The sequence below is a fragment of the Pandoraea sp. XJJ-1 genome (genome assembly GCF_026802345.1).
Classification (GTDB): Bacteria; Pseudomonadota; Gammaproteobacteria; order Burkholderiales; family Burkholderiaceae; genus Pandoraea; species Pandoraea cepalis.
Map to the genome: position 1 here is coordinate 883,515 of NZ_CP113827.1, position 24,148 is coordinate 907,662.

The window sequence follows — 24,148 nt, forward strand, 5'->3', positions numbered from 1 at the left end:
CCCGTCAGACGGTAAAATGCTGCTTTTATCGGGGTAACGTCTCGGACCAACCGCGTGGGCCAACCGCCGGCCACGGTCCATGGGGCCCGTCAGGTCCCCCGTCCTGCAAGGATGTGTCATGAATGCACGCTGGAAGCCCAACGTGACGGTCGCCGCGGTCGTTGAGCGCGACGGCCGTTTTCTGTTTGTCGAAGAGCAAAAGCGTGAAGGCCTGTTGATCAACCAACCGGCCGGTCATCTGGAGCCGGGCGAGTCGATTCTCGACGCGGTGCGCCGTGAAGTGCTGGAAGAGACGGCCTATGCGTTCGCGCCCCAGCACCTGCTGGGCATCTATCTCGCCCCCGGCCCCGGCGACATCGCGTATCTGCGCTTCGCGTTCACCGGCACACTGGGCGAGTTCGATGCGTCGCGTACGCTCGACGACGGCATTGTCGGCACCGTCTGGCTGACACCGGACGAAGTGCGTGCCCAGCGCGCGCGCCATCGCTCGCCGATTCTCGAGCGCTGCATGGACGATTACCTGCGGGGGGTCCGTTACGACCTCGCCCTACTTCTGACCCATCCGGCGAGCGCCGGCGGGCAAGGCAACACATGAGTCAAAAACGCGTAGTGGTCGGCATGTCGGGCGGCGTGGATTCGTCGGTCACGGCATGGCTGCTCAAACAACAAGGCTATGACGTCGTCGGCCTGTTCATGAAGAACTGGGAAGACGATGACGACAGCGAATACTGTTCGACCCGGCAGGACTGGATCGACGTGGTCTCGGTCGCGGATCTGATCGGCATCGACGTCGAAGCCGTGAACTTTGCCGCCGAGTACAAGGACCGTGTGTTCGCGGAATTCCTGCGCGAGTATTCGGCGGGCCGCACACCCAATCCGGACGTGCTGTGCAACGCCGAGATCAAGTTCAAGGCGTTTCTCGATCACGCCGTGGCGCTGGGCGGCGAGACCATCGCCACCGGTCACTACGCCCGCGTGCGCGAGCGCGATGGGCGCTTCGAGTTGCTCAAGGCGTTCGATCACACCAAGGATCAGAGCTACTTCCTGCACCGGCTGAACCAGCAACAGCTTTCGCGCACGATGTTCCCGCTTGGCGACATGCCGAAAACGAAGGTTCGCGAGATTGCCGCGCAGATCGGATTGCCGAACGCGAAGAAGAAGGACTCGACCGGCATTTGCTTCATTGGCGAGCGCCCATTCCGCGACTTTCTCAATCGCTACCTACCGACCCAACCGGGCCCGATGAAAACGCCTGACGGAGCGGTCGTGGGCGAGCACGTGGGCCTGGCGTTCTACACCCTGGGCCAGCGCAAGGGCATCGGACTCGGGGGCAGCCGCGAAGGCTCCGGCGAGCCGTGGTTCGTGGCGCGCAAGGACATGGCGAGCAACACGCTGTATGTGGTGCAGGGCCACGATCATCCGTGGCTGCTCTCGAACACGCTCGATGCCGAAGACCTGTCGTGGGTCGCGGGCGAGCCGCCGGCCGAGGGCACGCGCTGCGGCGCCAAGACCCGCTACCGGCAAGCCGACGCCGCATGCGAAGTGGTGCGTGCCGACGCCGATGCGCTCACGTTGTCGTTCTCCGAGGCGCAGTGGGCGGTCACGCCGGGGCAATCGGCCGTGCTGTATGACGGCGAGGTCTGTCTGGGCGGCGGCATCATCGCGGCCACGACGCCGGCCGACGCCGGCAGCGCTAACCCCCAGGCCGCCGTGGCCGCCAAACACGCCATCCTCAATACGCATTGAATCCGCCGGCGCTCGCCGGGGGACCCCCGGCCGCGTGCCGGCGAGTGTCCCCTAAAGCAAGGAGATTTCATGTTCTCGCGCCGATTCCTGGCTCTGTGGCTCGTCGTGGCGTTGCTCCTGGCAACGTTGGCGGGCGTGCTGTTCGACGGTTGGCATCCGCTCTGGCCGTTGCCGTTTGCTGCGCTGGTGGCGCTCGGCGTGTGGGATATCGTGCAGCAGCGTCACGCCGTGCTGCGCAACTACCCGCTGTGGGGACACTTCCGGTTTCTGTTCGAATTCATCCGCCCCGAAATTCGCCAGTATTTCGTGGAAGACGATACGTCCGAAACCCCCTTCTCGCGTGCCCAGCGCAGCATTGTCTATCAGCGCGCCAAGGGCGATGTCGACAGCCGGCCGTTCGGCACCGAGATCGATGTCAAGGCGACGGGCTACGAATGGATTGCCCACTCGCTCGCGCCGACAGTCCTGAAGGATCACGACTTTCGCATCACCATTGGCGCGGATCGCGCACAGCCGTATTCGGCGTCGATCTTCAATATCTCCGCCATGAGTTTCGGTGCCCTGTCGGCCAACGCCATCCGCGCACTCAATCGCGGTGCGAAGCTCGGCAACTTCATTCATGACACCGGCGAGGGTTCCATCTCGCCGCATCATCGGGAGCAGGGCGGCGACCTGATCTGGGAGGTGGCCTCGGGCTACTTCGGATGCCGCAACGACGACGGTACCTTCAACGCCGAGAAATTTGCGGCGCAGGCGACGACGCCTCAGGTGAAGATGATCGAGGTGAAGCTCTCGCAAGGCGCAAAGCCGGGACACGGCGGCGTGTTGCCCGCGGCCAAGATCACGCCGGAGATTTCCGCCACGCGCGGCGTGCCGATGGGGCAGGACTGTATTTCGCCGTCGCGTCACAGTGAGTTCTCGACGCCGCTCGGGTTGCTGCAATTCGTCGAGCGTCTGCGCACGCTCTCGGGGGGCAAGCCGACCGGGTTCAAGCTGTGCATCGGCCATCCGTGGGAATTTTTCAGCATTGTGAAGGCGATGCTCGAGAGCGGTATCCTGCCCGACTTCATCGTCGTGGACGGCTCGGAAGGCGGCACGGGCGCCGCGCCGCTGGAGTTCACCGATCATGTGGGTGCGCCGCTGCAGGAAGGACTTCTGCTCGTGCACAACACGCTCGTGGGGGCCGGGTTGCGCGAGAAGATCCGCATCGGTGCATCGGGCAAGATCGTTACGGCATTCGACATCGCCCGTACGCTGGCCATCGGCGCCGACTGGTGCAACTCCGCGCGCGGCTTCATGTTCGCGATCGGCTGTATTCAATCGCAGAAATGTCACACCGATCGCTGCCCGACGGGCGTCGCAACGCAGGATACGTTGCGTCAGCGCGCCTTGGTGGTGCCGGACAAGGCGCAGCGCGTGCACCAGTTCCACGCGCATACGTTGCATGCGCTGCAGGAGTTGATTCAGGCGGCGGGGTTGTCGCATCCGTCGGACCTGCGAGCGCATCACATCGTCGAGCGTGTGTCGACCAACGAGATTCGCCTGATGTCGGAATCGCTCAAGTACCTTGCGCCGGGCGATCTGCTGCGCGGCCAGTTCCGTTATCAGCTCTACGAAAAATACTGGCCGATGGCGCGTGCCGACAGTTTCTCTCCGGCTGAGGTCACCTGACAGAACGGCGCAAGCCCAGGCAAGAGGCTTCCACCACAACCCGACGCGATGCTGCGCCGGGTTTTTTTACGTTTCCCGATAGTTTTCTTCCCAAATACGATAACGCCGAGGTCAGGCATCGCACATTAAGGTCTCCACCGGATGATGCTCGCGGGCGGACTCGCCTATGGTGTGGCCTTCGACTTTGTCATCCCGGCGACCGCCCGTCGTCAGAGGAGGAGCCTATGAGTACGGTGCGATTTCTGATCAGCCACCACGACGTCAAACTGAATGTGAACGGTCTCATACACACGCTGCCGGCCGGCGGCATGACCGCCACCCATTCGGATGCGACGATCGATGCCCCAGGGCCGGTGATGTCACACGATTTTCACGCCTGCGACCTGCAGGCGCTGTACCCCGATGTCGTCGATCTGCTCGACCGCCGTCCGCTCGGCGTTTTTCATCGACAGGCGGCACGCACGTTGATTCTCGAGCCCAGCATGGTCGACGTGGCCATGACGTTGCAAAACGTCGACCGCATGGCGATGTTGCGTTTCTTCTACGTCTATTGCCTGTGTCGCGATCAGCGGTACTTCTCGGCCATGTTGCGTCAGACGATTGCGGGCAGCCATTCGCTGTTCGATTTCGTCGAGGCAAATTTTCACCGACCGTGGCCGGTCGGCCGCCTGGCCGAGGAGTTCGGCATGCCGCTGCGCAAATTTCGCTACCTGTTTCAGCAAACGTATGGCATGCCCGCGAAGCAGTGGCTGTTGGAGCGGCGCCTTCGGCTGGCGCGCGATCTGCTGCTGTCCACGCGCCACAAGGTGCTCGACATCGCGCTCGAATGCGGCTTCACCAACCACGCGCACTTTACCGACACCTTCCGCAAGCGCTTCGACTGCGCGCCGACGGAAATCCGACTCGGCACGCCGCCGCAGCGCGGTAGCCGTCGTGTGGCCATGCCGCAAGCCGACGCCTACGCCGCCATGCGCGCCGATCTGGTGGCGGGACACGGTGCCGTCACCGAGGAGGGCGTGCAATGAACGTCGAAGAGATTCACCGCGGGATGTCCGAAGGGGTGCGACGCATGTCCGACGAGGCCACCCAGGCCGTGCGCGCACCCGAAACCAACGACCCTCGGCATATGCTCGATGTCCAATTCAAGTTGCAGCAGTTCTCGACAATGGTCGGGCTGCATAGCGCTGCGATCAAGCTCATCAAGGACACGCTGATGGGCATCATCGCCAAGATCGCATGACGCGCGCAGACCGCGTACCGAGCAATGCCGCCGATTCATGGTTGGACGCGTCGATCCGGCAAATCGTCGTCGAACTGGCGCTGGCGGGTGCGCATCACGGCATGCACTCGCAAGCCCACGTGATCCTGAATGCTTTGCCGTCGCTCGTGACGGATCGCGAGACGCGTCAATGGCTGCACTCGGCGCTTCTCATCGCGCTCGGCGATACCCGCGCGGCGCGCGCCCACCTCGCCAAGATCGTGGCGGCCGGGCATGACGCCAACCCGACAGGCGACGTGCTCGCCCGCTGGCTTGACGCGATGGACGCCAGCCAGTCCGCCAACGCGATGTCGCCGACGTCGCCCGCGTTGTCCTCGTCCTCCTCTCCTCCTCCCGTTCCCTCGTCATGACCACTTCTCAGATCCCCGCGGTACTTGCGCACGCGTCTGCCATTGCAACGCCGGCGAACGCCGCGCTCGTACCGGCCAACGCCAGCGAGCACGACGCCGTTCATTTCGGTCAGGCCCTCGCGAGCGCGCCGTCGCTGCCGGAGCATCATCTGCTCAGCGCAGCGGGCAAGCTTGCGGGTAACACCGAACGCCTGGCCGATCAGGTGGTGATCGACGAGCGCACGCTGGACGATCCGACCCGCATGCTCGCGATGCAGCGAGCCCTGACCGAGCGCGTGCTGGCACTGGAGTTCGTGGCGAAGGTGGCAGGCGCCGCCACGCAAGGGGTGAACAAGCTGGTGCATATGCAATGACGTGCGGCCGTCGCATCGCCGACGTCGTGACGAGATCGGCGAGACGCACCCCGTCCGTGGCACAAAGCCGTTGGCGCGGTCGATGGCTGCTGGGCAGCCTGCTCGTGATCTCGCTCGCCGGGTGCAAGGTCGAACTGCATCGCTCGCTGAGCGAGACCGAGGCCAACCAGATGTTGGCGCTATTGCTGGTGTCCGGGCTGCAGGCCGACAAGCGCGCCGACACCGCGGGCATGACGGTTCGCATCGAGCGCAGCGATTTCGTGCGCGGTGTCGAGGTGCTGCGCCAACACGGCTTGCCGCGCCAGAAGCGCGCGTCCGTCGAGGACGTCTTTCCACCGGGACAACTCGTCAGTTCGCCTGTGCAGGAGCAGGCGAAGCTGATCTATCTCAAGGAGCAGCGACTCGAGCGCATGCTCGCGTCGCTCGACGGCGTGATGGTGGCCGAAGTCTCGATCGCGCAGGTGCCGACGGATTCCGCAGGGCGCACGACCTTGCCGCCCGGCGTGGCTGTCTTCGTGAAGTACAGCCCCGAGATCAATATGACGCAGCGTATGACGGACATACGCAGTCTGGTTCACGACAGCGTGCCGGGGGTGACGCCCGAGCGCATCAGCATCGTGTTGCAGCCCGCCGATTATCGTTTGCCCCGCGCGTCCATCGACGCGTCGACAGGTGCGCCCACGGGCCCATTGACGGATCGCGGACGCGGGCTGCCGACGATGACGTGGGGCATGGTCGTGGCGGCGTGTATCGGGCTGGCCGCTGCCGCGGCGGTGGCGTGGCGTCGGCGCGCATCATGGGTGCCGCGTTTGCGCGCCCGCGTATCGAAGGCATCGTGACGCCTGCGCACTGCGGCGGCGCTACCCAACTTGCACGCCTGATCTGGCAGCCCGGCATGCAAATGGACGTCGGCTGGTGGCGCGCGTTCGATATGTTGCCTTGGCGAGAGGCCTACCGGCGACACGCCGCGTGCCGTGCGTCCATCGACTGTCTGGTCATCGCCCGGCGCGGCTGGCCGGGTGCGGCGGCGGGCGATTGCGCACCCCCGCAAGGCAACACGGCGCAAGCGATGCTGAGGCGGTTGCCGAACCTGCGACGTCTGTCGTTGGCCCACGGCTTGCGCGCGATGGGATGTCCAGACTATCTCCTGCTCGGCACGTACCGCCGTGCGTTGGCTTCGTGGCTCGACGCCTGGCAATGCGACCGTTTGCTGCTCACGCGTCGGGATTGGCCTGCCAGTCCCACCCTGTCGCCCGAGCAGGTCGTTCCTGCGGCGCTGGCGGCCACCGGCGCGTGCCTGGATGGCGCGCCTGAGCTGCCGTGCGTCGAGGTGGCGACGGTGAGCAAGGCCGCCAGACTGTTGCTTCCCCCGCCGGCCGACATTGAACCGTTTGCGTCGGGTGCGCGTTTGACGAACGAGGACATCTGGCTGCGGTTTGCAGCGCTGGAGAAGATGCTATGTATGTCGTCGACTTCGCCTTGACGGCCATCGAAGCGATGGACGGCCCCGCGCCCGCGGGGCCGGTGATTCCCCGCCAGGCACTCGAGGAGCTTCGCGAACAGGCAAGTCTACGGGCTCGCTGGATGGCGCAGGCAAAGACCGAGCGTGACGCCGCGCTGGCCGACCGCGAACAGGCACGTATCGATGCGCAGGCGCTGCGCGACGCGTGGCGGGACGCGGCGCGCGAGCAGGCCAGAGAGGAGGCGGCGGCGCTTGCGGAAACAGCCCGCCGTGACGCCGTGGCGCAGGCCGTTGCATGGCTGGTCGACGAGGCGTCGCTCGAGCGCGACATCGTTCGCTCGTTGGAGCGTCGCGTGACAGACGCCCTGGGCGCCGCGCTGTCGAATTTCATCGCCCCGCTCGATGTCGGTGAGCGCTTCGCACAACGCGTCGCACGCGCTTTACCCGCGCTGGTGCGCGAAGGAGCCCTCGTGCTGCGAGTGCCGCCCGCCCATCGCGACGACGTGGCCGATGCCTTGCGAGCGGCCGATATTGTGCTGGCCTGCACGGCGGATGCCACGCTGGTTGGCCGGCAGGCCCGCATCGAAAGCGAATGGGTGACGGTGTGCCTGGATCTCGACGCGGATCTCGCGGCCGTCCTCGAGCGCCTGAACGCGAGTCCAGATCTGGAGATCGCTGATGGTTGAGCGCTTGCCATCGTCCGGTCCATCGACGGGTCGGGCAATCCAGGAAAACAAGGCCGTTGAGCGCCGGGTGGCGGACGAATGGCTGCCGCTGGATGGTGAGGCAAGCGCGGCGCGAGGGTTGCCTGCCGACATGCCGGGACATATCGCGCTTATCGAAGCGACCATCTCGCAGAACGAAGAGGCGGCGGTCGCCGAATCTCAAGAGAATCTCAGCTTCGCCCTCGGGGTGCGATTCCGCAGGGCGAGCGATCGCGATGTGCGCGACGACAAGCAGCGTGCGCGCGCCCTGTTCGAGCAGCAGATGCATCGGTTTGCGCGCGTGAACGCGGCGCAATTCGAGCGACTGCGCGGGCAGTTGCGCGATCTTCCGTTCGTTCCCGACCCACATCAACTGATTCGCCAGGCCCACCTGTCGGCCGGGCATGCGGCGTTGGTCGTTGCGGCCTGGTTGGCCGATGGCGGGCTGGACAGCAGAACGCGCAGCCGCTTGCGCCGGACGTTGGACGAACTGACGTCGTCCGAGACGTGGGCGATCGAGGCCTTCGCTGCGCTGGAATGCGGTAACGGGCAAAACCCAGGCATGGCGCTGTTGCAACAACTCAAGTCGCTGTTCCGCCAGTCACAAGGATCGCAGCGCTCGTTGACGCAATGGTTCGACGAATGCCGGCGCTTTGCGCAGCGTCGTGCGCGGTTGCGCGCGCTGATGCAGGCGCTGGGGTTGGAGTTGGGCGCGCGCGAGGCCGGTGCGGAGCTCCCGCGTCTGGCGGCCGTCATCGACGATCTTCGTCGAGTGGTGCTGTTTCTCACGCTGGAGTCGGCATGCGAGCAAGCGGCGCAGACAGTGCGCGCGGCAGGCGCTCGCGCGTTTGAGACGGACACGATGATCTCGGAGATGCTCACGTTACTGGATCAGCCGTGGGTGGGCGTGGAATGGCTTGCGCAACGCGCGGCCCATCTAGGCATGGTGACGGTCGACGCGCGCTACGCGTTTGCGCGCGAACTGACTCGGCTGGTGCAGTCGGCCCATGACGGTTGCTTTCGCGACGAGACACAGCGCGAGACGCTCGGCGAAGCACTGGATGGCTGGCGCGCGGAGATCGCCCACGAGGGAGAGGTGACCGGGGGGTAGTGGGGAAGTGGGGACGCGAGGATCGGGGGGATGGGCTGGCGCACAACGGATGCGCCAACGGGTACCGCGGCGGCGCTCAGGCGCGCAGGTGCTCCCGGCAGAGCTTGATACGGTCATAGAAATCGGTGAGCGCTTGCGCGAACGGCTCGGGCTCGGCGGCGGCTTCGTCCGTCACCTGCGCGTGAAGAATCAGACGACGGTCGCGCTCGCGCAACTGCACGTGCCCGGTGACGGCCCATTCGGCCGGCTCAATGAGCAATTGCAGAAGCCGCTCACTGTTGGCACGATGCAGACGTGCGGCTTCGTCGGTGGCCACAATGGCATGAATACTGCACGCCTGGTTTTTCAAGGTTTCCACGATGATGCTGGGCGAGGCGGTAAACGTCAGCTCGATGGGCGAGTGATTGTCGACGGTATTAATCTTGCTCGGGTCGCAGCCGATCAACTTCAGCGCTTCGACGAGAGTTTTCGCTAGGTCGTAACTTGGCATGATATGCGTGGAGAGTGGAAGAAATCGTCGACGCGCCCCGTGCCAGCGTCCTGCGACAACGCGGGGACGAAAACCGCTCGCACGGGGCGCGCGATGCCGAAGGTTCCCACGATTGGACCGAGCAGACTTTGGTCGCGCGAGCTGGGTTGTCGCTTCTGCGCACACGCGAGCATCGATCGACGCCCACCGTCGCTCCCGTCGTCACGACGACGATCCGTAAGACGTGGCGTACCGCCGCGCGACGCCCTCGAGAATCACCTCGGCGGCGCGGACCGCTTGCATCTGTGTTTGCGCAAGCGCGTGCTGCGCGGGCGCAAGCGGCGTGTGCAGCGCCTGTTGTAGCGTCTGGCGCGCGACATCGAGCTGTGTGCCGACGTCGCGCGCGACAGCCTCGGGCGCGGCGGCGAGGCGGTCTTCAAGCTGGGTCAGGCGAATCGTCATACAGCGTCTCCGGAGACAGGGGTAAGTAGAAAAGCCGGTCGTGCGAGCCGATCGACACGCCGCCCGTATGAATCGCGATCACGCGTGTGCCGCCGGGCAGACGCGCCCCCTGCGCCAGGCGCGTGCCGTCGGCGAGGGTGATCTGCGGCGCGTTGGGCGAGCCACCTATGCTCACGAGCGGCGCGGAAAAGCCTGTTTCGACCAGCGTCGGGATCTGTGGCGGAAGCGGCTCGATGCGCACGGGCATCGCGTTGTCACCGGTGTTCCATGTGTCGACGATCCCCTTCAACGACGCTTGGCGTCCCACGGTCAGTGCCCCGGTAAGCCGCCATCCGTTGCGATCGCGTGCGATATCGATGCCGCGCAACTGGCCGGCGTCGCGTAGCGTCTTCAACAGCCGCTCGAAGCTGTTGGCCGTGCCTTCTGCCACGCGCCAGCCATGCGGCAGCGCCAATGCATCGAGCGCGTTGGCGGCTGAGCGCCAGCGGGCGTCGGCGACCGTCGGCGCACCGATGAGCACTTCGCCGTCCGGCGTGACGCTCACCTGTGCGGTACCGAAGCCGTGCAAGCGTAGCAACGTGCGCACTGTCTGTATGGAATTCGCGGGGCACCAGGTCTCGTCGCTCAACGCTTTGCCCAGCCAACGCGCCTCGGCGCGCAGTCGTGCAAGCGCGTCGTCGTCGATGCAGCCACCGGACAGGCGTACCGCATTGCCGCTGTGATCCAGCACGACGCGGGGCGCGACGCGTGCCGCGAGCGCTTTGAGCGCATCGGGCGGTGGCGGCGCGGCGATGACGTTGGCGGTTCCCGTGCGCCAGATCGCGACGCCCGCCGCCGCGATCAGTAGCGATAGTCCCGTGACTGCGATCCAGGCGGTCTGGGCGCGAGCGCGCCGCGCAGGGGCTTCGGCCGCTTGGGGGGATTCGGGCGCGAGGGTCATGCGAGGCGATGCCGTGTGCTCGGGACGCCGCTCTGGACGTTTTGGCATGGGCGCGGGAGCGCTTTCGCTGCCGTCGCCGAGCCAGATGCCGAGGCCGGCAAGATCGATCGCCGTATGCAGCGGGAGCCTGAGCGTGTCGGCCGCGCGATCATCCGATGCGGCGACGGGCACGCCGTCGACCCAGACTGGCGCCGGCGTGAGCAGGCGAACGCCATCGTCGTCGACGCCCAGCGCGATCTGGGCGCCATGATCGAGCGTCATCGCGATATCGGAATCACTGTCGCCGATCGTGAGTGTGCCCGGTGGTAGCGGCATGGGTCGTCCGGCGAGGGGGCCGTCGAGCAGCGTGAGCGTGAGCATGCTCATGCACTCGGCAGGTCGGCCGCCGGCTCGGCCTTGATCAGAAACAGACGCATGACACTGTCGCTCCGGTTGCTCGTCGAACTGAACAGGCGGCCGATGAGCGGCAGATCGCCCAGCAGGGGAATCTTGCGCTCCTGCTCGTGCTGCGCGTCCTGCACGAAGCCGCCGAGCAGCAGGCTTTGTCCCGCCTGGAGCGTGGCATGCGTCGAAATCGAGGAGTTGCGGATCGTCGGGACCTCGTTGCGGCTGTTGCGTTCGCTGCGCACTTCGCCGCCGTCTTCAATATTGAGGGTGAGCATCACCTGCTCGCGACCATCACCTTCCTGCGGAACGAGTCGCGGCGTGACACGCAATAGCGATCCCGACGTCACGCTCTCCAGTTTGGCGACCTTCTCGCCTGAGACCTTGGTATAGAACGTCACGCTGCGATCGAGTACGGCCTGCATATTGTCGAGCGTGACGATGGATGGGCGGGATAGAACGCGCGCCTTGGAGTTTCGCTCCAGCGCGCTCAAATTGACCATGAACTTGTTGGTGTCGCCGACCAATGTCGTGAACGTGCCGGAGTCGCCACTCTGTGTCTGCGAGTTCAGCGACACGGCGCCGAAGCCACCCAGCCGGGCGCTGCCGGAGAAGTCGACGCCAAGTTCGGCGATATCGCTGGCGTTGACGTCGATGATCGCCACCGAGATGTCGACCAGGCGGGGCCGGATGTCGAGCTGCGCGATCAGGTCGCCATAGATCGGCAGATTGCGTCGCCGCTCACGCACGATGACCGCATTGCGACGCGGATCGGCGGAAAAGCGCGGCGTGCCGGAGCGCGAGCCGGTGGCGGGGGGAAGGCGGGCGTCAAGGCCGGCGCCGGCCGACGCGCCCGGCGAGGCAGACGCCGTCGCAGTGGCACCGAGCGGGCCGGCGCCGAGAATCAAATCCTTCAGTACGCTGACAACGCCCGGCACGACGACTTCCTGCCCGCGATAAAAGTACCTCGTGTCGTCGGCCGTCGCGAATTTCAGGGGAAATATCTTGATGGTCTCTTCGCTTTCCTGCTGATCGCGGGCGTCGCGTTCGAGGTGGTCTGCGAGCATGGCAACCGTCTCGATGCAGGCGGGAACGCCGGCGATTTCGAGCGCGTGAGTGGCCGGAATCGCCCGTGCCACGCAGTGCCGCGGGTGCAGCACACCGGCATTGCGCAGGTGCCCGAGCAAGTCGTTGGGCGAGGCGTAACGCACGGACATGACGCGCCGCGTTGCCTCGCTGGATTTATAGACGTTCAGCGTCTGGCCGTTGAAGTACCACGAAAGCCGATAACGTTCCGATAGGGCGTCGAGGGTCGCCTGAGCGGCACCCGCAGGTAGCGTGCCGATAAAGCGATCGGCGACGTGAGGACTCACAACGGTCGGAATGCCGTGGTGCGCCCCGAAGTCGCGCAACAACTCCGCGAGAGGCGTGCCTGCGCTCTGGAAGACGAACGGGCCGCCGCGCCAAACCGGCGTGCCCGGTGAGACCCGGGGCGCATGCGCCGTGAGGGGCGCGGCAAACGACGCGGTGGCCAGCGTGACGCACAGGCTCCCGGCAAGCAGGGCGACGGTGCGCGAAGTGAAGGAAGGCGGCATGGTCAGCAGCGGCGCAGCGTGTGAAGACGGCGGCTGGCGTCTGCCGCCCCGGCCGGGCGACCGGACGCGTGCGGCGTGAATGATGCAGGTGGCACCGCGTCGGCGCGCGTGCCCTGCGACGTCACCATCATGCAGGCCAGCAGTTGGCGACGAAGCTGCGCTTCCACGCGTGCGGCCGGTTCGCCGGCGTCGAAGCGGTGGACCCACCAGAGGACGTCGTTCGCAAGGCACAGGCTGTCGTCGCGCAACGCCGGCTGACCGGCCAGCACGAGGGAGAGCCGCAAGAGCCAGCGTGCGAGCGCCGGGTCGTCGTCGAGTGCGGCGGCGAGCGGTTGCGCATGGGGATGAGCATGGGGATGGACTTGCATAGGGTCGTGCGGCGGCAGTGTCAGCGCCGTCGCGACGCAATAGCCGCCGTCGACTCGACACGTCCAGCCGCGTTGGCCGTCGAGATCGAGCGCAAGGCGCGCGCCCTGTACGTCGCGCGAGGCAATCCAGTCGAGCGCGGCAAGCGCAAATGGCAAACGCATAGGTATCTGAAGGAGGCAGTGCACGGGCACGGGGAACAAAGCGCATGCGACATCGGCGGCATACGCCATCACGGGTCGCCGTCGATCGACACGGCGGCGCACAAGATTCCTCATTATCAAGCGCTGAGGCGCCGGCACAATCCGGCGCAGACCTGAAGTGACGCTCGGGCGCCGTGGTTTGGGGGGCTTTCCCACGTCCGACGTCAGGCGAAGGCACAAGATTCGCGCAAGTGGCCCGAAGTCGATAGAAAGTGAACAAAAATCCGTATGAGTGCTTGCGTGAGTGCTTATGACCAACTGTCGAGGAGCTGCGAATGACGGGGTGTATCGGTGTCGTCGTTGTCGAAGACCACGAGTTACTGGCCGACGGACTCTGCTGCCTGATCGAGCACGATCTCGGTTGGCGTGTGCTTGCCCGGGTCGTCAACGGGCTCGATGTCTACCGGGCCTGCGTGGTGCATCGACCGACCCTGATGATGCTGGATCTGGGCCTGCCCGGCATGGACGGCGTGGACGTGATCCGCCAATGCGCCCAGCGTTGGCCCGACCTGCGTATCGTTGTCAACTCGGCCAGCAACGACAGCGAGCGGGCACGCCAGGCGCTGGAAGCCGGCGCGGCGGCTTACGTGCTCAAGAGCAGCCCTCGCACGACCTTGATCCACGCGTCGTACCAGGTCATTCGTGGCGAGCGCTTCGTCGATCCGGCCGTGTTCGGTGGCATGCACGATCCGGCGGGCGCGCGCCACGTGCCCCGCCCATGTGCGGTCGAGATGCCCGAGCGGCTGCTGACGCTGCGTGAGCGGCAGGTGCTCAAGCTGGTCGCGGAAGGGCAACGCAATCGCGACATCGCGCAACTGTTGTCGATCAGTGTGAAGACGGTCGAGACCCACCGGCTGAACATGATGCGCAAGCTCGATGCACACAACGTGGCCGATATCGTGAATTGGGCACATCGCCTGCGCATGATGCTGTGACGATGGTGGCCCCTCGTCGGAACGCCCGCCGCGAAATTCAGGTATGCGCCGGATAGCCCTCGCGGCCGTGAATGCGCGACCATGCCCGCTGCCGCTACCTGAGCGCCCTCCGAGCCGCGCGTGCGCCGCCAGCACGTTCCCAACGCAAGATCGCCGATGGACACCCAGACTCAACGCAAGCTCGAGCAGCTCTTCGAATTGCTGGCGCTACCGCCGCAACGTGTGGCCCCTCGCATGCGCGCGGTGCTCGCACCCTGCGTGCTGATGATCGAGGTCGATGCGCAGGGCGTGACGTTGGTGTTGACGCTGATCGATCGCGCCGCCCGCGCGCAGCGGTGGTTGCCCATGTTGCTGCAAACCTGCGCGCCGGAGTGGAGTCTCGGCATTCCCGTGCGGGCATGCGTGGCGCAGGGGCGCCCGATGCTGATCGCGACACCGCCGGCGAGCGGCAACTCACAGGCCGTTGATTGGTTCGCTTGCCTCGGCCGCATGCGGCGCCTGTTGGAGCGAATCGATGCCCGGCAGCAGCAGGAGGTTTACCCGTGACGCGCCTGCTGCCCTGGCTTCGCGTCGCTGCCGGCCGGCAGGACATCGTGCTGGCCGCGCTGCTGCTCGTCACGGTGCTGATGATCATCATCCCGATGCCGCCGTCGGTGATGGATCTGCTCATCGCGCTCAATCTGGGCCTGTCGCTGCTGCTGCTGATGGTGGCGCTCTATATCAACGAGCCGCTCGATTTCTCGGCGTTCCCGTCCGTACTGCTGATGACCACGCTGTTTCGGCTGGGGCTCACGATCAGCACCAGCCGCCTGATTCTGCTGCGCGCCGACGCGGGCGACATCGTCTACACGTTCGGCGATTTCGCTGCAGGCGGGAACATCGTCGTCGGCATGATCGTGTTTCTGATCATCACTGTCGTCAACTTCATCGTCATCACGAAGGGCTCCGAGCGCGTGGCCGAAGTCGGCGCCCGGTTTTCGCTCGACGGCATGCCCGGCAAGCAGATGAGCATCGACGGCGATCTGCGCGCGGGCACCATCGACGCAGCCGAAGCCAAGCGCGTGCGCCGCATCGTGCAGAAGGAGAGCCAGTTCTACGGCGCGATGGACGGGGCGATGAAATTCGTCAAGGGCGATGCCATCGCCGGCCTCGTCATCATCGTGGTGAACTTGCTGGGCGGCATCGGAGTCGGCGTCTTCATGCGCGGCATGAGCGCGGGCGATGCGGCGGCGATCTACGCGATTCTCTCCATCGGCGATGGGCTGGTGTCGCAGATCCCGGCGCTGCTCATTTCCGTGACGGCAGGCATTATCGTCACGCGGGTGCCTGGCGAGCAACGTCGCAACCTGGCGCGCGAGCTCACCGATCAGCTTGCCGCACAGCCGCGCTCGCTGACGTTGGCGGCCGTGGTGCTTGTGCTCTTCGGTCTGATCCCTGGCTTCCCGATGCACTATTTCCTCCTGCTCGCGGCGCTGGCGGGGACCGCCGCGTGGTGGGCAGGGCGCAGAGGGGGCGAGGGCCAAGGGGACAAGGACGGCGCGCAGGGAGACGCCGGCGGAGTGCAAGCGAAACCGGGACGCCCTGGCGCGCAGCCGCTGCAGGCACGGGTGGGGGCCGCGCTGGCCGAGGCAGCGGGCGGCACCGCGGTGCTCGCCGCGCGCATCAATGCCCTGCGCGATCAGAAGTTCGAGCAGTTCGGCGTGCCAATGCCCGAGGTACAGGTGGTCGTCGACGCCGGCCTGCCGGGCGAGACGCTGGATATTCAGCTCTATCACGAGAGCGTGATGACGATCAATGTGGCCCCTGACGCCGCATTGGCGCAGCACGACGCGGCGCATCCGATGCCCGCGCTGCGCAGCCTTGACGCCGGTGCGCCGCGCGAGATGCCGTTGCCGTTCGGCGGGCAGATCCTTTTCTGGCTGGACGACGCGCAACGCCAGGCGTGGCAGACGCGAGGCGGCACCGTGATCGTGGGCGCGGACCGCGTGGCGCACTGCGTGTCGCTGGTCATCGACGCGCATGCCGCCGATTTCCTGGGTGTGCAGGAAGCGCGTTTCCTGATGGATGCGATGGAGGATCGCTACGGCGAACTCGTCAAGGAGCTGCAACGCCAACTGCCGATCAGCCGGACGGCGGAAGTCCTGCAGCGACTGGTCGCCGAGGGCGTGTCGATTCGCGACCTGCGGCGCGTGTTCGAGGCCCTGATCGAATGGGCCCCGCGTGAGCGCGATCAGATCATGTTGACCGAGTACGTGCGGCTCAGCCTGCGACGTCACATCACCCGGCGCTTTCGACGGGGCACCGAACACATCACCGGGTGGAACGTGGGACGCGGCATCGAAGACACCGTGCGCGCCGCCGTGCGGCAGACGGCGTCGGGGTCCTATGCCGATCTGAATCCCACGCAGACCGACGCGATTCTGAACGCCATCGATGGCGCACTGACCGCGCATGACGGCACGCCAGCCGTGCTGTTCACCGCCATGGATGTTCGGCGTTTTCTGCGCAAGCTCGTCGAGCGCGAGCGCGCCGATCTGGCGGTGTTGTCGTTCCAGGAAGTGGCCGACGAGCCGCATGTGCGGGTGCTGGGCACGATCGACGTGCAGGGAACCTACTGAGATGCGTCGCCCGGACGCCACACGCATCGCCAATGGGCTTCGTCGAACGCTCGACGCGCGGCGCAAGGCGTGTGACGAGTGGCGGCGGATGTCCGGCGGTGATGCGCGCTACGGTCGTATCGACAAGATCACCCCGAATGCGATGCGGGCCCGATTGCCGGGCGCGGCGCTCGGTGAGCAATGCCGCGTGGTCTCGCCGTCGCTCGACGCCGAGGTGATTGCGGTCGAGGGGCGGCATGTCTGGCTTGCGCCGTATGCCGAGCCGAACGGCGTGGCCAATGGCGCGCTGGTGCAGGCGCTGGGAAGGTCGTCGCGCGTGGCCGTCGGCGATCACCTGATTGGCGAGGTGCTCGATGGGCTGGGGCGGCCGTTGGTCCGTGCGGCGGCCGACGAGACGCCGACGTCCGGCGTGGCATGGCGTTCACTGGACACGGAGCCGCCGCCCGCGATGACGCGTGCGCTGGTGTCCACGTGCCTGCCCATCGGCATTCGCGCGATCGACGGCATGCTCACCTGCGGTCGTGGCCAGCGATTGGGCATCTTTGCGGCGGCGGGGGGGGGCAAGAGCACGCTGCTGGCGATGATGTGCCAGGGTGCGCAGGCCGATGTGATCGTCGTGGCGCTGATCGGCGAGCGCGGGCGCGAGGTGCGCGAGTTTCTCGAGTCGGCCCTCACCCCTGAGGCGCGTGCACGAACTGTCTGCGTCGTCGCGACATCCGATCGTCCCGCGCTCGAACGGATGAAGGCCGCCTACACCGCGACGGCCATTGCGGAGGCGTTTCGCGACGACGGCAAAGACGTGCTGTTGCTCATGGATTCCCTGACGCGCTTCGGGCGCGCCGTGCGCGATATCGGGATGGCGGCGGGAGAGCCGCTTGGGGCGACGAGCGGGTTGCCACCGAGCTTTTATGCGCGTCTGCCCCGGTTGCTGGAGCGCGCGGGGACCGGCGTGCGCGGCAGCATCACCGCGTTCTATACGGTGCTCGTCGAAGGCGACAACCTGGATGAGCCGCTCGCCGACGAGGTGCGTTCGATCGTCGACGGTCACATTGTGCTGTCGCGGCGTCTCGCGCAGGAAAATCACTATCCCGCCATCGACGTCGCGAGGAGCCTCTCTCGGGTGATGGCGGCGGTGACCGACGCGCCGCATGTCGATGCGGCGGCGCGTGTCAGGCGCGCGATGGCGCTGGCGGCGCAGGTTGAGTTGCTGGTACGCGTTGGCGAGTATCAGCCGGGCAACGATCCGGAGACCGACGACGCGCTCGCGCGGGCCCCGGACATCCGTGCCTTTCTTTGTCAGGCGCAGCACGACGTGACGCCATTCGACGACACGCGCGCATGGCTCGAACATCTCGCGAACTGACGGACGACGAGGGCCTCGCGGCGTTGGCGGCCCTCGCCCAGCGCCGCGAAGCCAGCCTGCGTGCCGCACTGGCCCGCATGACGGTCGCGGCGCGCGATGCCAACGAGGCGGTCATTGCGTGCGAGCGCGCGTGCGACGCGCAACGTCGCGCGTGGCAGGACGCATTGTCGCGCGGCGGTGTCTACGGGCCACGCGAGGCCGCGGGCGCGCCGGGTGCGGTGGAAGTGCAGCGTGCCGCCCTTGGCGAGGCGCGGAACCGGCACAGCGCTGCACTCGCGCACGCGAAGCTTGTCGACGCCGAAGTGCTTCACCAACGCGAGCGCCTGCAGGCGAATGCACGCAAACAGGAAAAACTGCGGGAGTTGATGACGTTTCACCGCCGGTGAATGGGCAATGGGCCGCTGAAGACGGAACCGTCTCACGCCATTACCCGGCGCCGAAGGGATTGCGCACCTATGCCGAACGAAACGCGCTCACCACCATTGCCATCAAGAGGACTTCACGATGCGTACCATTCACCGAAGCGGCCCGTCAGCCGATGCGTTCGTCAGCTTGTCCGACCGTTCGTCGTCGCAGCGGCGCGGCACGGCAACGCCCGATGGAAGGCCAAGCGGCGACCGTCACGAACGGACCTTCACCCTGGCATGCGAGCCGGCCGCGTGCGTGTCCGGACCCGCGGATGTGCTGCGTTGGTTGCGTGTCTGGCACATGCGCCAGGAGGCCAACTGGGACGGCGGCAGTTCGTTGCGCGTGTTGGTGCATGGTGGCGCGCTCGATGCGTTGGTCGTCGAAGCGCGGCGCGGACGGCAGGGCGTGACGGTGAGTCTGCTCTGCGTGCGGCTCACGATGTACCGGCGCTTGCTGGCGCATCGAGGGCGGCTCGAGCGCGCCCTGACGTCGCGCCTGAAGGTGTCCGTCACGATCGAAGTCGAGGCGCGATATGCCCCTTGAGCCGGACGTCGGGTTCATCGCGGCGTCGACGCCGGGGCCGTTGGATGAGGCGCTCATGGGCGTGGCCTGCGTGGCTTTTGTCGAAGGCGATACCGGAGTCCGAGTTGGTTGGCTACGTGCGGGAGGGGACGGTCTTGTCGTGACGGCACGCGTCGACGACGGTCTTGTCTGCCAGACGCGCTTCTGGTGCGACGCGCAGCAGTGGCGCGACTGGCTCGCGCCGAACCTGCCGGTTCCGTCGTGGGACGCGCTGCCGCCCTCGTGGCGGGCCAGCGCGGCGTCGCTCACGCTGGCGACGGGCGATGTGAGCGCGGATATGTCGCTCGACGCCGCGGTCAGTGCGGCCGACGCGGCCCGCGATACCAGTTCGTGGCCGCGCGCGACTGACGTCGCGGCCGCGGAAGTGGAGACAGCGTGGCGTGTGGGCATGGTGTTGCAGCGAGAGGGACGTCGGTTGGCGTTGATGTATCTCGACGGCGCGACGTCGTGGCTGTGTGAGCGCTGCCGGCGGGCGACGCCAGGCGACACCGCGCTCGATCCGTCGGGATTGCCGACGCGTCGATGTGCGCTGGTGGCGGGGTGGGCGACCTTGCCCAGCGCGCAATGCGAGCATCTGCAGGTGGGAGACGCCGTACTCCTCGACGTGGCGGCTCACATCGCAGGCGGTGAGTATTGGCTTGTGGACGGCGACCGCGCCATGGCCATGCGTGACGGCCGGCCGTTGGATCGGCGCGTCCTGCAACTCGACGACACGAACGCCAGTCCCCCCGACGACACCCTGTCGACGGCGGCCGGAGCGCGCCAGGGAGCAGCCACCGTGCGTTTGTCTGCCCTCGTCGCAGAAAGGCAATTTCCCATTCCGTTCCTGACCGCCTGGCGTTCAGGCAACGATGCCGTTTCCCAAAGCGAGGCAATCGCTTGCTCGTTGTCGGCCGATCGAATCACGCTCCTGCGTGACGACACACCGTGGGCCGTCGGGCGTTTGCTGCGTTTCGACGACGGACGACTCGCGGTGTGCATCGACAGCGTGATCGGCGCATTCGCCGCGAACGCTTCGCTTGAGGTCGCCCTCACCGAAGGTGACGCGCCCGGTGAGCGCGATTCTCCCCGCGCCATTTCGGGTCGTGACCGGATGGGCGTGCATCCGGAGACGACCTAACCTCTCGGATACCCCACCCGGTCGTCAACGCCGCTCATTGGAGTTTGCATGTCCCTGCTCGACCACCCGGTGCAGCTCGTCGTCGTACTGTCGCTGCTCTCGATCATGCCGTTGCTGGTGGTGCTGGGAACCGCGTTTCTGAAGCTGGCGGTCGTGTTCGCCCTGTTGCGCAATGCGCTCGGCACGCAGCAGATTCCGCCCAACATCGCGATTTACGGCTTATCGCTCGTGCTTACCTGCTTCATCATGGCCCCGGTGGCCTTCGACATCGAGGCCAATCTCGAGACGCGTCCGGTATCGCTGTCGTCCAAGGATTTCGTGGCCGATGTCGATGCGAGCGTCCTTTCGCCCTACCGTGCATTTCTCACCCGTCACACCGACGCGAGACAACGCGACTTCTTCGCCAGCGTCGGCCGCGATACCTGGCCGGAGGCGCATCGCGACCGCCTGGGCAGCGACTCGCTGCTCGTCCTGATGCCGGCGTTCGCGCTGAGCCAACTCGCCGAAGCGTTCAAGATCGGGCTGCTGCTGTACCTGCCGTATGTTGTGATCGATCTGGTGATCTCGAACATCCTGCTCGCGATGGGCATGATGATGGTCTCGCCCATGACCATTGCTCTCCCGTTCAAGTTACTGATCTTCGTCATGATGAACGGTTGGGAGCAGTTGGTGCGCCAGTTGATGCTCTCCTACGCATGACGCGGCCCGGAGCGCACCCATGAGTGAAGCCATCGTCGTCAATCTCACGAGCGAGATGCTTTGGCTTACGCTCCTCCTGTCGCTGCCCACCGTGGTGGTGGCGGCGGCGGTCGGCGTGCTGGTCTCGCTGGTGCAGGCGCTTACGCAGGTGCAGGATCAGACCGTGCAGTTCCTCATCAAGCTCATCGCGGTATCGGTCACGCTGGCCGCCACCTATGCGTGGATGGGCCATGTGCTGCTGCATTACGCGGGTAACGCGTTCGAGCAGATCAGCCGGATGCGGTGAGCGGCATGACGTCCCCCTTCGTGCCGGGCATGGCGCCCGGCGTCGACACCTTGCTCTCGCCGCTGTGGGCCGACCTGTATGGCTGGTTGGTGGCGTGGGGCGTGGCGATGCTGCGCCCGCTGGGCATTGCGATGCTGCTGCCGGTGTTCTCCGTCGGCATGCTCGGCGCCGGCATGTTGCGCAATGCGCTGGTGCTGGCGCTCGCTTTGCCGGTGGTGTCGCTCGTGCATGCTAGCCCGGAATTGCCGTCGCACTGGGGCGCATGGGGCATGCTGGTGCTGCGCGAGTTGTGCATCGGCGGCCTGCTCGGCTTTGCCGCCGCGCTGCCGTTCTGGGCCGTCGACATGACGGGGTACGTGATCGACACGATGCGCGGCGCGTCCATGGCGAGCGTGCTCAATCCGTTGATGGGGGCGCAGTCGTCGGTCTTCGGCATCGCGCTCACTCAGATGCTTTGCGTGCTGTTCTTTGTCACCCCGGCGGCGCAGGCCTTACTCACCGCGTTATATGACTCCTACGCCGCGCTGCCGGTGGGGCAGCCGTGGCAATGGCACGACGACAGCGTGGCCTGGCTGCTCGCGCTCTGGCAGGCGATGCAGGTGATGTGCGTGGCGGTGGCGCTGCCGGCGATGGTCGTGATGGTGCTGGTCGATATGTCGATGGGCTTCATCAACCGGGCCGCGCAACAGCTCAACGTTTTTTTTCTCGCCATGCCGGTGAAAAGCGCGATGGCGCTGCTGGTGACGGTGGCCAGTCTGCCGTTTGCCGTCGCCGTGCCGCTGCAGGGCTGGTATCGGCTGCCCGACGTGTTTCGCGCCTGGGCCGCGCTGGCGCTGCCTGCATCCTGAGGCCGACATGAGCGAAAAGAGCCAGCCGCCCACCCCCAAGAAGATCGAAGACGAGCGCAAGAAGGGGCGCGTCGCGAAGAGCGCCGATCTTGCCGTGTGCATGCAACTCGGCGTGGTGCTGGCGTGGCTGACGTTCGAAGGCCCGGCGCTTTACGACGCGCTGCAAGCGCTCGTCGCGCGCATGTTAGGGCTGCTCAACGATCCGGTGGACGACGCCGTGCGCGGCATGCTCGGACCGTCGCTGCTGCTCTTCGTGCGTTTCGTGGGCGGTCTTGCCGTGCTGTTGATCGTGACGACTTGGCTGGCGATGGTTTTGCAGGTCGGCATGCTCGTGGCGCCCGAGAGCGTTCGTCCCAAGTATGAACGGATCGATCCCATCGCCAAGGCCAAACAACTGTTCTCGATGCAGTCGCTCTTCGAATTCGGCAAGTCGCTCGTCAAGGTGGCGGTGCTGGCCGTGGTCTTTTTCTATCTGATCCGACAGTACACGCCGTCGCTCGCCGCGCTGCCGCAGTGCGGGCCGTCGTGCGGTCTTGCCCTCACGGTGCGGTTGATGTTCTGGCTGATGGCGGTGTTGGTTATCGCGTACGTGGTGTTCGGCGGGCTCGACTTCGCGTATCAGAAGTATCAGCTTCGCAAGCAATTGATGATGTCCCACGACGAGATCAAGCGGGAATCCAAGGAGGTCGAGGGCAACCGGGAGATCAAGAACAAGCGGCGCGACATTCATCGGGAAACGATCGAAAGCGGCAGTCTGTCGGACAACGTGAAGCGGTCGACGGCCGTGGTGCGCAACCCGACCCGCATCGCGATTTGCCTGCGCTACGTGCCCGGCGAGACGGCCGTGCCGATGGTGATCGAGAAGGGCCGCAACGAACGCGCGCGGACCATCGTCCGGCTCGCCGAGCGCGAAGGCGTGCCGATAGTCGAGCACGTGCCCGTGGCGCGCCGCCTGATGGACGACGTCGAGATCGACGCACCGATTCCCCCCGATCTGTTCGACGCAGTGGCCGCGATTCTGCGGCTCGCGCTCGACCTGCCTTATGAGGTGCAAGCGGCGAACGCCACGCCGCACGCCGATGCAATGCCGCAGGACGGCTGCGTCGGAGGCGGCATGAAGGACGCGCCCACGCGCTTGGCTTCGGGAGACGGCGTATGAGTGGGCGCCGGATTCGGGACTTGTGCGGGTGGCGCGCACGGCTCGCGGGAGGCGTGCTCAGCGTGTTGAGCATGATGGGGCCGTCGATGTCCGTATGGGCGATGGACGGGGGATTGCTGCCGCGTCACCCGCGAGTGGCTGACGCGCAGCTCGTGGTACCCGTGCCGCGGGCCACGCCAGACGCGTTGGTGCGGCCCGCGCCTGCGCCTGTCGACGCCAGCCCCGGCGACGCGAACGCACCGACGTCGATCATCGCCAACTCCCGCGACACGGCGGCACCGATATCTGTCGTCGCTACCTCTCGCGACACGGACGCACCGACGTCTGCCGACCCCGCGCTGCCCTTCGACGCGGTGGTGCAACGCGCGGCGCAAGTCGCGTCGGTTGATGCGGCGCTGCTGCACGCCATTATCGACACCGAATCGGGATATGATCCGCAGGCGGTGTCGGTGCGGGGGGCGATCGGGTTGATGCAGGTGCTGCCGCGCACTGGCGAGCGCTTCGGCGTGCGACGTCTCGAAGACCCGGCGGAGAATGTACGCGCTGGGGCGTCCTACGTCCGCTGGCTGCTGGCGCGCTTCGACGGCGACCTGACGCTGGCATTGGCGGCCTACAACGCGGGGGAGGGGGCGGTGCTGCGTTATGGGCGTCAGATCCCGCCGTTCCCGGAGACGCAGAATTACGTGCGCAAGGTGATGGCCGGATACGCTCGGCTACGCGACGCGAGTCCGGTGCCAGCGGTGCCCTCGCGACCTTTGCCACCCATGCAGCCCATGCAGCCTGCCGCCGTCCTTGTCGATACGACACCCGATACCAAGGCGCCCGCCACGACAACGCCGGCTCGGGAGCGCGGCGATATGTCCTCGAACGAGGCCGCGAGGGAACGCGCCTGGCGTTTGCTGCGAGGGGTGGGGGCACTGCTGACACGCAGCCCGTCGGCGGAAGCCTCCGACAGCCGTGGAGGCGACCGGCCGGCGGTCGTCATGCCCGCGCGCGGCCAATCGCGAGGCGCTGGCCCTGCGGTCGGCGGATAGG

Annotated in this window: 28 protein-coding genes; 23 read left to right on the forward strand and 5 right to left on the reverse strand. The window is 66.3% G+C overall.

What is annotated here, in order from left to right; translation table 11 throughout:
- Positions 1-118: 118 nt before the first annotated feature.
- The 11 genes from OYT13_RS03990 to OYT13_RS04040 all read left to right on the forward strand — a co-directional run bounded on the left by OYT13_RS03990 (position 119) and on the right by OYT13_RS04040 (position 8,676).
- Complete coding sequence (locus tag OYT13_RS03990) at positions 119-595, forward strand: NUDIX hydrolase (protein ID WP_017233978.1); 477 nt, start codon at positions 119-121, stop codon at positions 593-595.
- Positions 592-1,746, forward strand: coding sequence for a tRNA 2-thiouridine(34) synthase MnmA (gene mnmA / locus OYT13_RS03995; protein ID WP_261939192.1), 1,155 nt, complete (start codon positions 592-594; stop codon positions 1,744-1,746). The genes OYT13_RS03990 and mnmA overlap by 4 nt, the downstream gene beginning before the upstream one ends.
- Before the next feature lie 69 nt (positions 1,747-1,815).
- Positions 1,816-3,417, forward strand: coding sequence for an FMN-binding glutamate synthase family protein (locus OYT13_RS04000; RefSeq protein ID WP_017233976.1), 1,602 nt, complete (start codon positions 1,816-1,818; stop codon positions 3,415-3,417).
- Between the two features lie 224 nt (positions 3,418-3,641).
- Positions 3,642-4,442, forward strand: coding sequence for a helix-turn-helix transcriptional regulator (locus OYT13_RS04005; protein WP_017233975.1), 801 nt, complete (start codon positions 3,642-3,644; stop codon positions 4,440-4,442).
- A complete protein-coding gene (gene sctF / locus OYT13_RS04010) occupies positions 4,439-4,657 on the forward strand; it encodes a type III secretion system needle filament subunit SctF (RefSeq protein ID WP_017233974.1) in 219 nt (72 codons plus the stop codon). The genes OYT13_RS04005 and sctF overlap by 4 nt, the downstream gene beginning before the upstream one ends.
- On the forward strand, positions 4,654-5,046 hold the full coding sequence (locus OYT13_RS04015; protein ID WP_261939191.1) for a DUF1039 domain-containing protein: 393 nt from the start codon (positions 4,654-4,656) through the stop codon (positions 5,044-5,046). Before sctF ends, OYT13_RS04015 begins: the two co-directional genes overlap by 4 nt.
- Positions 5,043-5,399: a type III secretion system inner rod subunit SctI gene (gene sctI / locus OYT13_RS04020; protein WP_268567287.1), complete on the forward strand. Its 357-nt coding sequence runs from the start codon at positions 5,043-5,045 to the stop codon at positions 5,397-5,399. Before OYT13_RS04015 ends, sctI begins: the two co-directional genes overlap by 4 nt.
- 56 nt (positions 5,400-5,455) lie before the next feature.
- The gene (sctJ, locus tag OYT13_RS04025; RefSeq protein WP_232424618.1) at positions 5,456-6,238 is read left to right on the forward strand and encodes a type III secretion system inner membrane ring lipoprotein SctJ; all 783 of its coding nucleotides are present in this window, start codon (positions 5,456-5,458) and stop codon (positions 6,236-6,238) included.
- The gene (locus OYT13_RS04030; protein WP_017233970.1) at positions 6,196-6,882 is read left to right on the forward strand and encodes a type III secretion system domain-containing protein; all 687 of its coding nucleotides are present in this window, start codon (positions 6,196-6,198) and stop codon (positions 6,880-6,882) included. The genes sctJ and OYT13_RS04030 overlap by 43 nt, the downstream gene beginning before the upstream one ends.
- Entirely contained in the window at positions 6,858-7,547 is a 690-nt protein-coding gene (locus tag OYT13_RS04035; RefSeq protein ID WP_017233969.1) for a hypothetical protein, read from the forward strand. Before OYT13_RS04030 ends, OYT13_RS04035 begins: the two co-directional genes overlap by 25 nt.
- The gene (locus OYT13_RS04040; protein WP_261939189.1) at positions 7,540-8,676 is read left to right on the forward strand and encodes a TyeA family type III secretion system gatekeeper subunit; all 1,137 of its coding nucleotides are present in this window, start codon (positions 7,540-7,542) and stop codon (positions 8,674-8,676) included. Before OYT13_RS04035 ends, OYT13_RS04040 begins: the two co-directional genes overlap by 8 nt.
- 76 nt (positions 8,677-8,752) lie before the next feature.
- On the opposite strand, the gene OYT13_RS04045 is transcribed toward OYT13_RS04040, so the two are convergent.
- The 5 genes from OYT13_RS04045 to OYT13_RS04065 form a co-directional block, all read right to left on the reverse strand.
- Positions 8,753-9,166, reverse strand: a complete 414-nt coding sequence (locus tag OYT13_RS04045; protein ID WP_017233967.1) for a hypothetical protein — start codon at positions 9,164-9,166, stop codon at positions 8,753-8,755.
- Positions 9,167-9,367: 201 nt separating this feature from the next.
- Positions 9,368-9,607, reverse strand: coding sequence for an EscE/YscE/SsaE family type III secretion system needle protein co-chaperone (locus OYT13_RS04050; protein WP_261939188.1), 240 nt, complete (start codon positions 9,605-9,607; stop codon positions 9,368-9,370).
- Positions 9,582-10,913, reverse strand: a complete 1,332-nt coding sequence (gene sctD, locus OYT13_RS04055; RefSeq protein ID WP_261939187.1) for a type III secretion system inner membrane ring subunit SctD — start codon at positions 10,911-10,913, stop codon at positions 9,582-9,584. The genes OYT13_RS04050 and sctD overlap by 26 nt, the downstream gene beginning before the upstream one ends.
- Positions 10,910-12,526, reverse strand: a complete 1,617-nt coding sequence (locus tag OYT13_RS04060; RefSeq protein ID WP_268567288.1) for an EscC/YscC/HrcC family type III secretion system outer membrane ring protein — start codon at positions 12,524-12,526, stop codon at positions 10,910-10,912. Before OYT13_RS04060 ends, sctD begins: the two co-directional genes overlap by 4 nt.
- 2 nt (positions 12,527-12,528) lie before the next feature.
- Entirely contained in the window at positions 12,529-13,056 is a 528-nt protein-coding gene (locus tag OYT13_RS04065; RefSeq protein WP_261939185.1) for a hypothetical protein, read from the reverse strand.
- Between the two features lie 314 nt (positions 13,057-13,370).
- Here OYT13_RS04065 and OYT13_RS04070 point away from each other — a divergent pair, with 314 nt between their 5' ends.
- The 12 genes from OYT13_RS04070 (at position 13,371) to OYT13_RS25145 (ending at position 24,147) form a co-directional block, all read left to right on the forward strand.
- Complete coding sequence (locus tag OYT13_RS04070; protein ID WP_017233962.1) at positions 13,371-14,030, forward strand: two component system response regulator; 660 nt, start codon at positions 13,371-13,373, stop codon at positions 14,028-14,030.
- A gap of 156 nt (positions 14,031-14,186) precedes the next feature.
- Positions 14,187-14,576, forward strand: a complete 390-nt coding sequence (locus tag OYT13_RS04075) for a hypothetical protein (protein WP_268567289.1) — start codon at positions 14,187-14,189, stop codon at positions 14,574-14,576.
- Positions 14,573-16,648 (forward strand): type III secretion system export apparatus subunit SctV, encoded by a 2,076-nt coding sequence (sctV, locus tag OYT13_RS04080; RefSeq protein ID WP_017233960.1) that lies wholly within the window; start codon positions 14,573-14,575, stop codon positions 16,646-16,648. The genes OYT13_RS04075 and sctV overlap by 4 nt, the downstream gene beginning before the upstream one ends.
- 1 nt (position 16,649) lies before the next feature.
- The gene (locus OYT13_RS04085; RefSeq protein WP_268567290.1) at positions 16,650-18,011 is read left to right on the forward strand and encodes a FliI/YscN family ATPase; all 1,362 of its coding nucleotides are present in this window, start codon (positions 16,650-16,652) and stop codon (positions 18,009-18,011) included.
- Positions 17,987-18,397, forward strand: a complete 411-nt coding sequence (locus tag OYT13_RS04090; protein WP_261939181.1) for a hypothetical protein — start codon at positions 17,987-17,989, stop codon at positions 18,395-18,397. The genes OYT13_RS04085 and OYT13_RS04090 overlap by 25 nt, the downstream gene beginning before the upstream one ends.
- A gap of 118 nt (positions 18,398-18,515) precedes the next feature.
- On the forward strand, positions 18,516-18,962 hold the full coding sequence (locus OYT13_RS04095; protein WP_017233088.1) for a hypothetical protein: 447 nt from the start codon (positions 18,516-18,518) through the stop codon (positions 18,960-18,962).
- On the forward strand, positions 18,952-20,121 hold the full coding sequence (locus OYT13_RS04100) for a hypothetical protein (protein ID WP_268567291.1): 1,170 nt from the start codon (positions 18,952-18,954) through the stop codon (positions 20,119-20,121). Before OYT13_RS04095 ends, OYT13_RS04100 begins: the two co-directional genes overlap by 11 nt.
- Positions 20,122-20,169: 48 nt before the next feature.
- Entirely contained in the window at positions 20,170-20,820 is a 651-nt protein-coding gene (sctR, locus tag OYT13_RS04105; protein WP_268567292.1) for a type III secretion system export apparatus subunit SctR, read from the forward strand.
- Positions 20,821-20,839: 19 nt separating this feature from the next.
- A complete protein-coding gene (gene sctS, locus OYT13_RS04110; RefSeq protein WP_017233091.1) occupies positions 20,840-21,106 on the forward strand; it encodes a type III secretion system export apparatus subunit SctS in 267 nt (88 codons plus the stop codon).
- A 5-nt stretch (positions 21,107-21,111) separates the two neighbouring features.
- The gene (sctT, locus tag OYT13_RS04115; RefSeq protein WP_268567293.1) at positions 21,112-21,954 is read left to right on the forward strand and encodes a type III secretion system export apparatus subunit SctT; all 843 of its coding nucleotides are present in this window, start codon (positions 21,112-21,114) and stop codon (positions 21,952-21,954) included.
- Positions 21,955-21,961: 7 nt separating this feature from the next.
- Positions 21,962-23,113 carry an EscU/YscU/HrcU family type III secretion system export apparatus switch protein gene (locus OYT13_RS04120; protein ID WP_268567294.1) on the forward strand — a complete coding sequence of 384 codons (1,152 nt, stop codon included), beginning with the start codon at positions 21,962-21,964 and terminating at the stop codon, positions 23,111-23,113.
- Positions 23,110-24,147 carry a lytic transglycosylase domain-containing protein gene (locus OYT13_RS25145; RefSeq protein WP_327198117.1) on the forward strand — a complete coding sequence of 346 codons (1,038 nt, stop codon included), beginning with the start codon at positions 23,110-23,112 and terminating at the stop codon, positions 24,145-24,147. The genes OYT13_RS04120 and OYT13_RS25145 overlap by 4 nt, the downstream gene beginning before the upstream one ends.
- Position 24,148 lies beyond the last annotated feature (1 nt).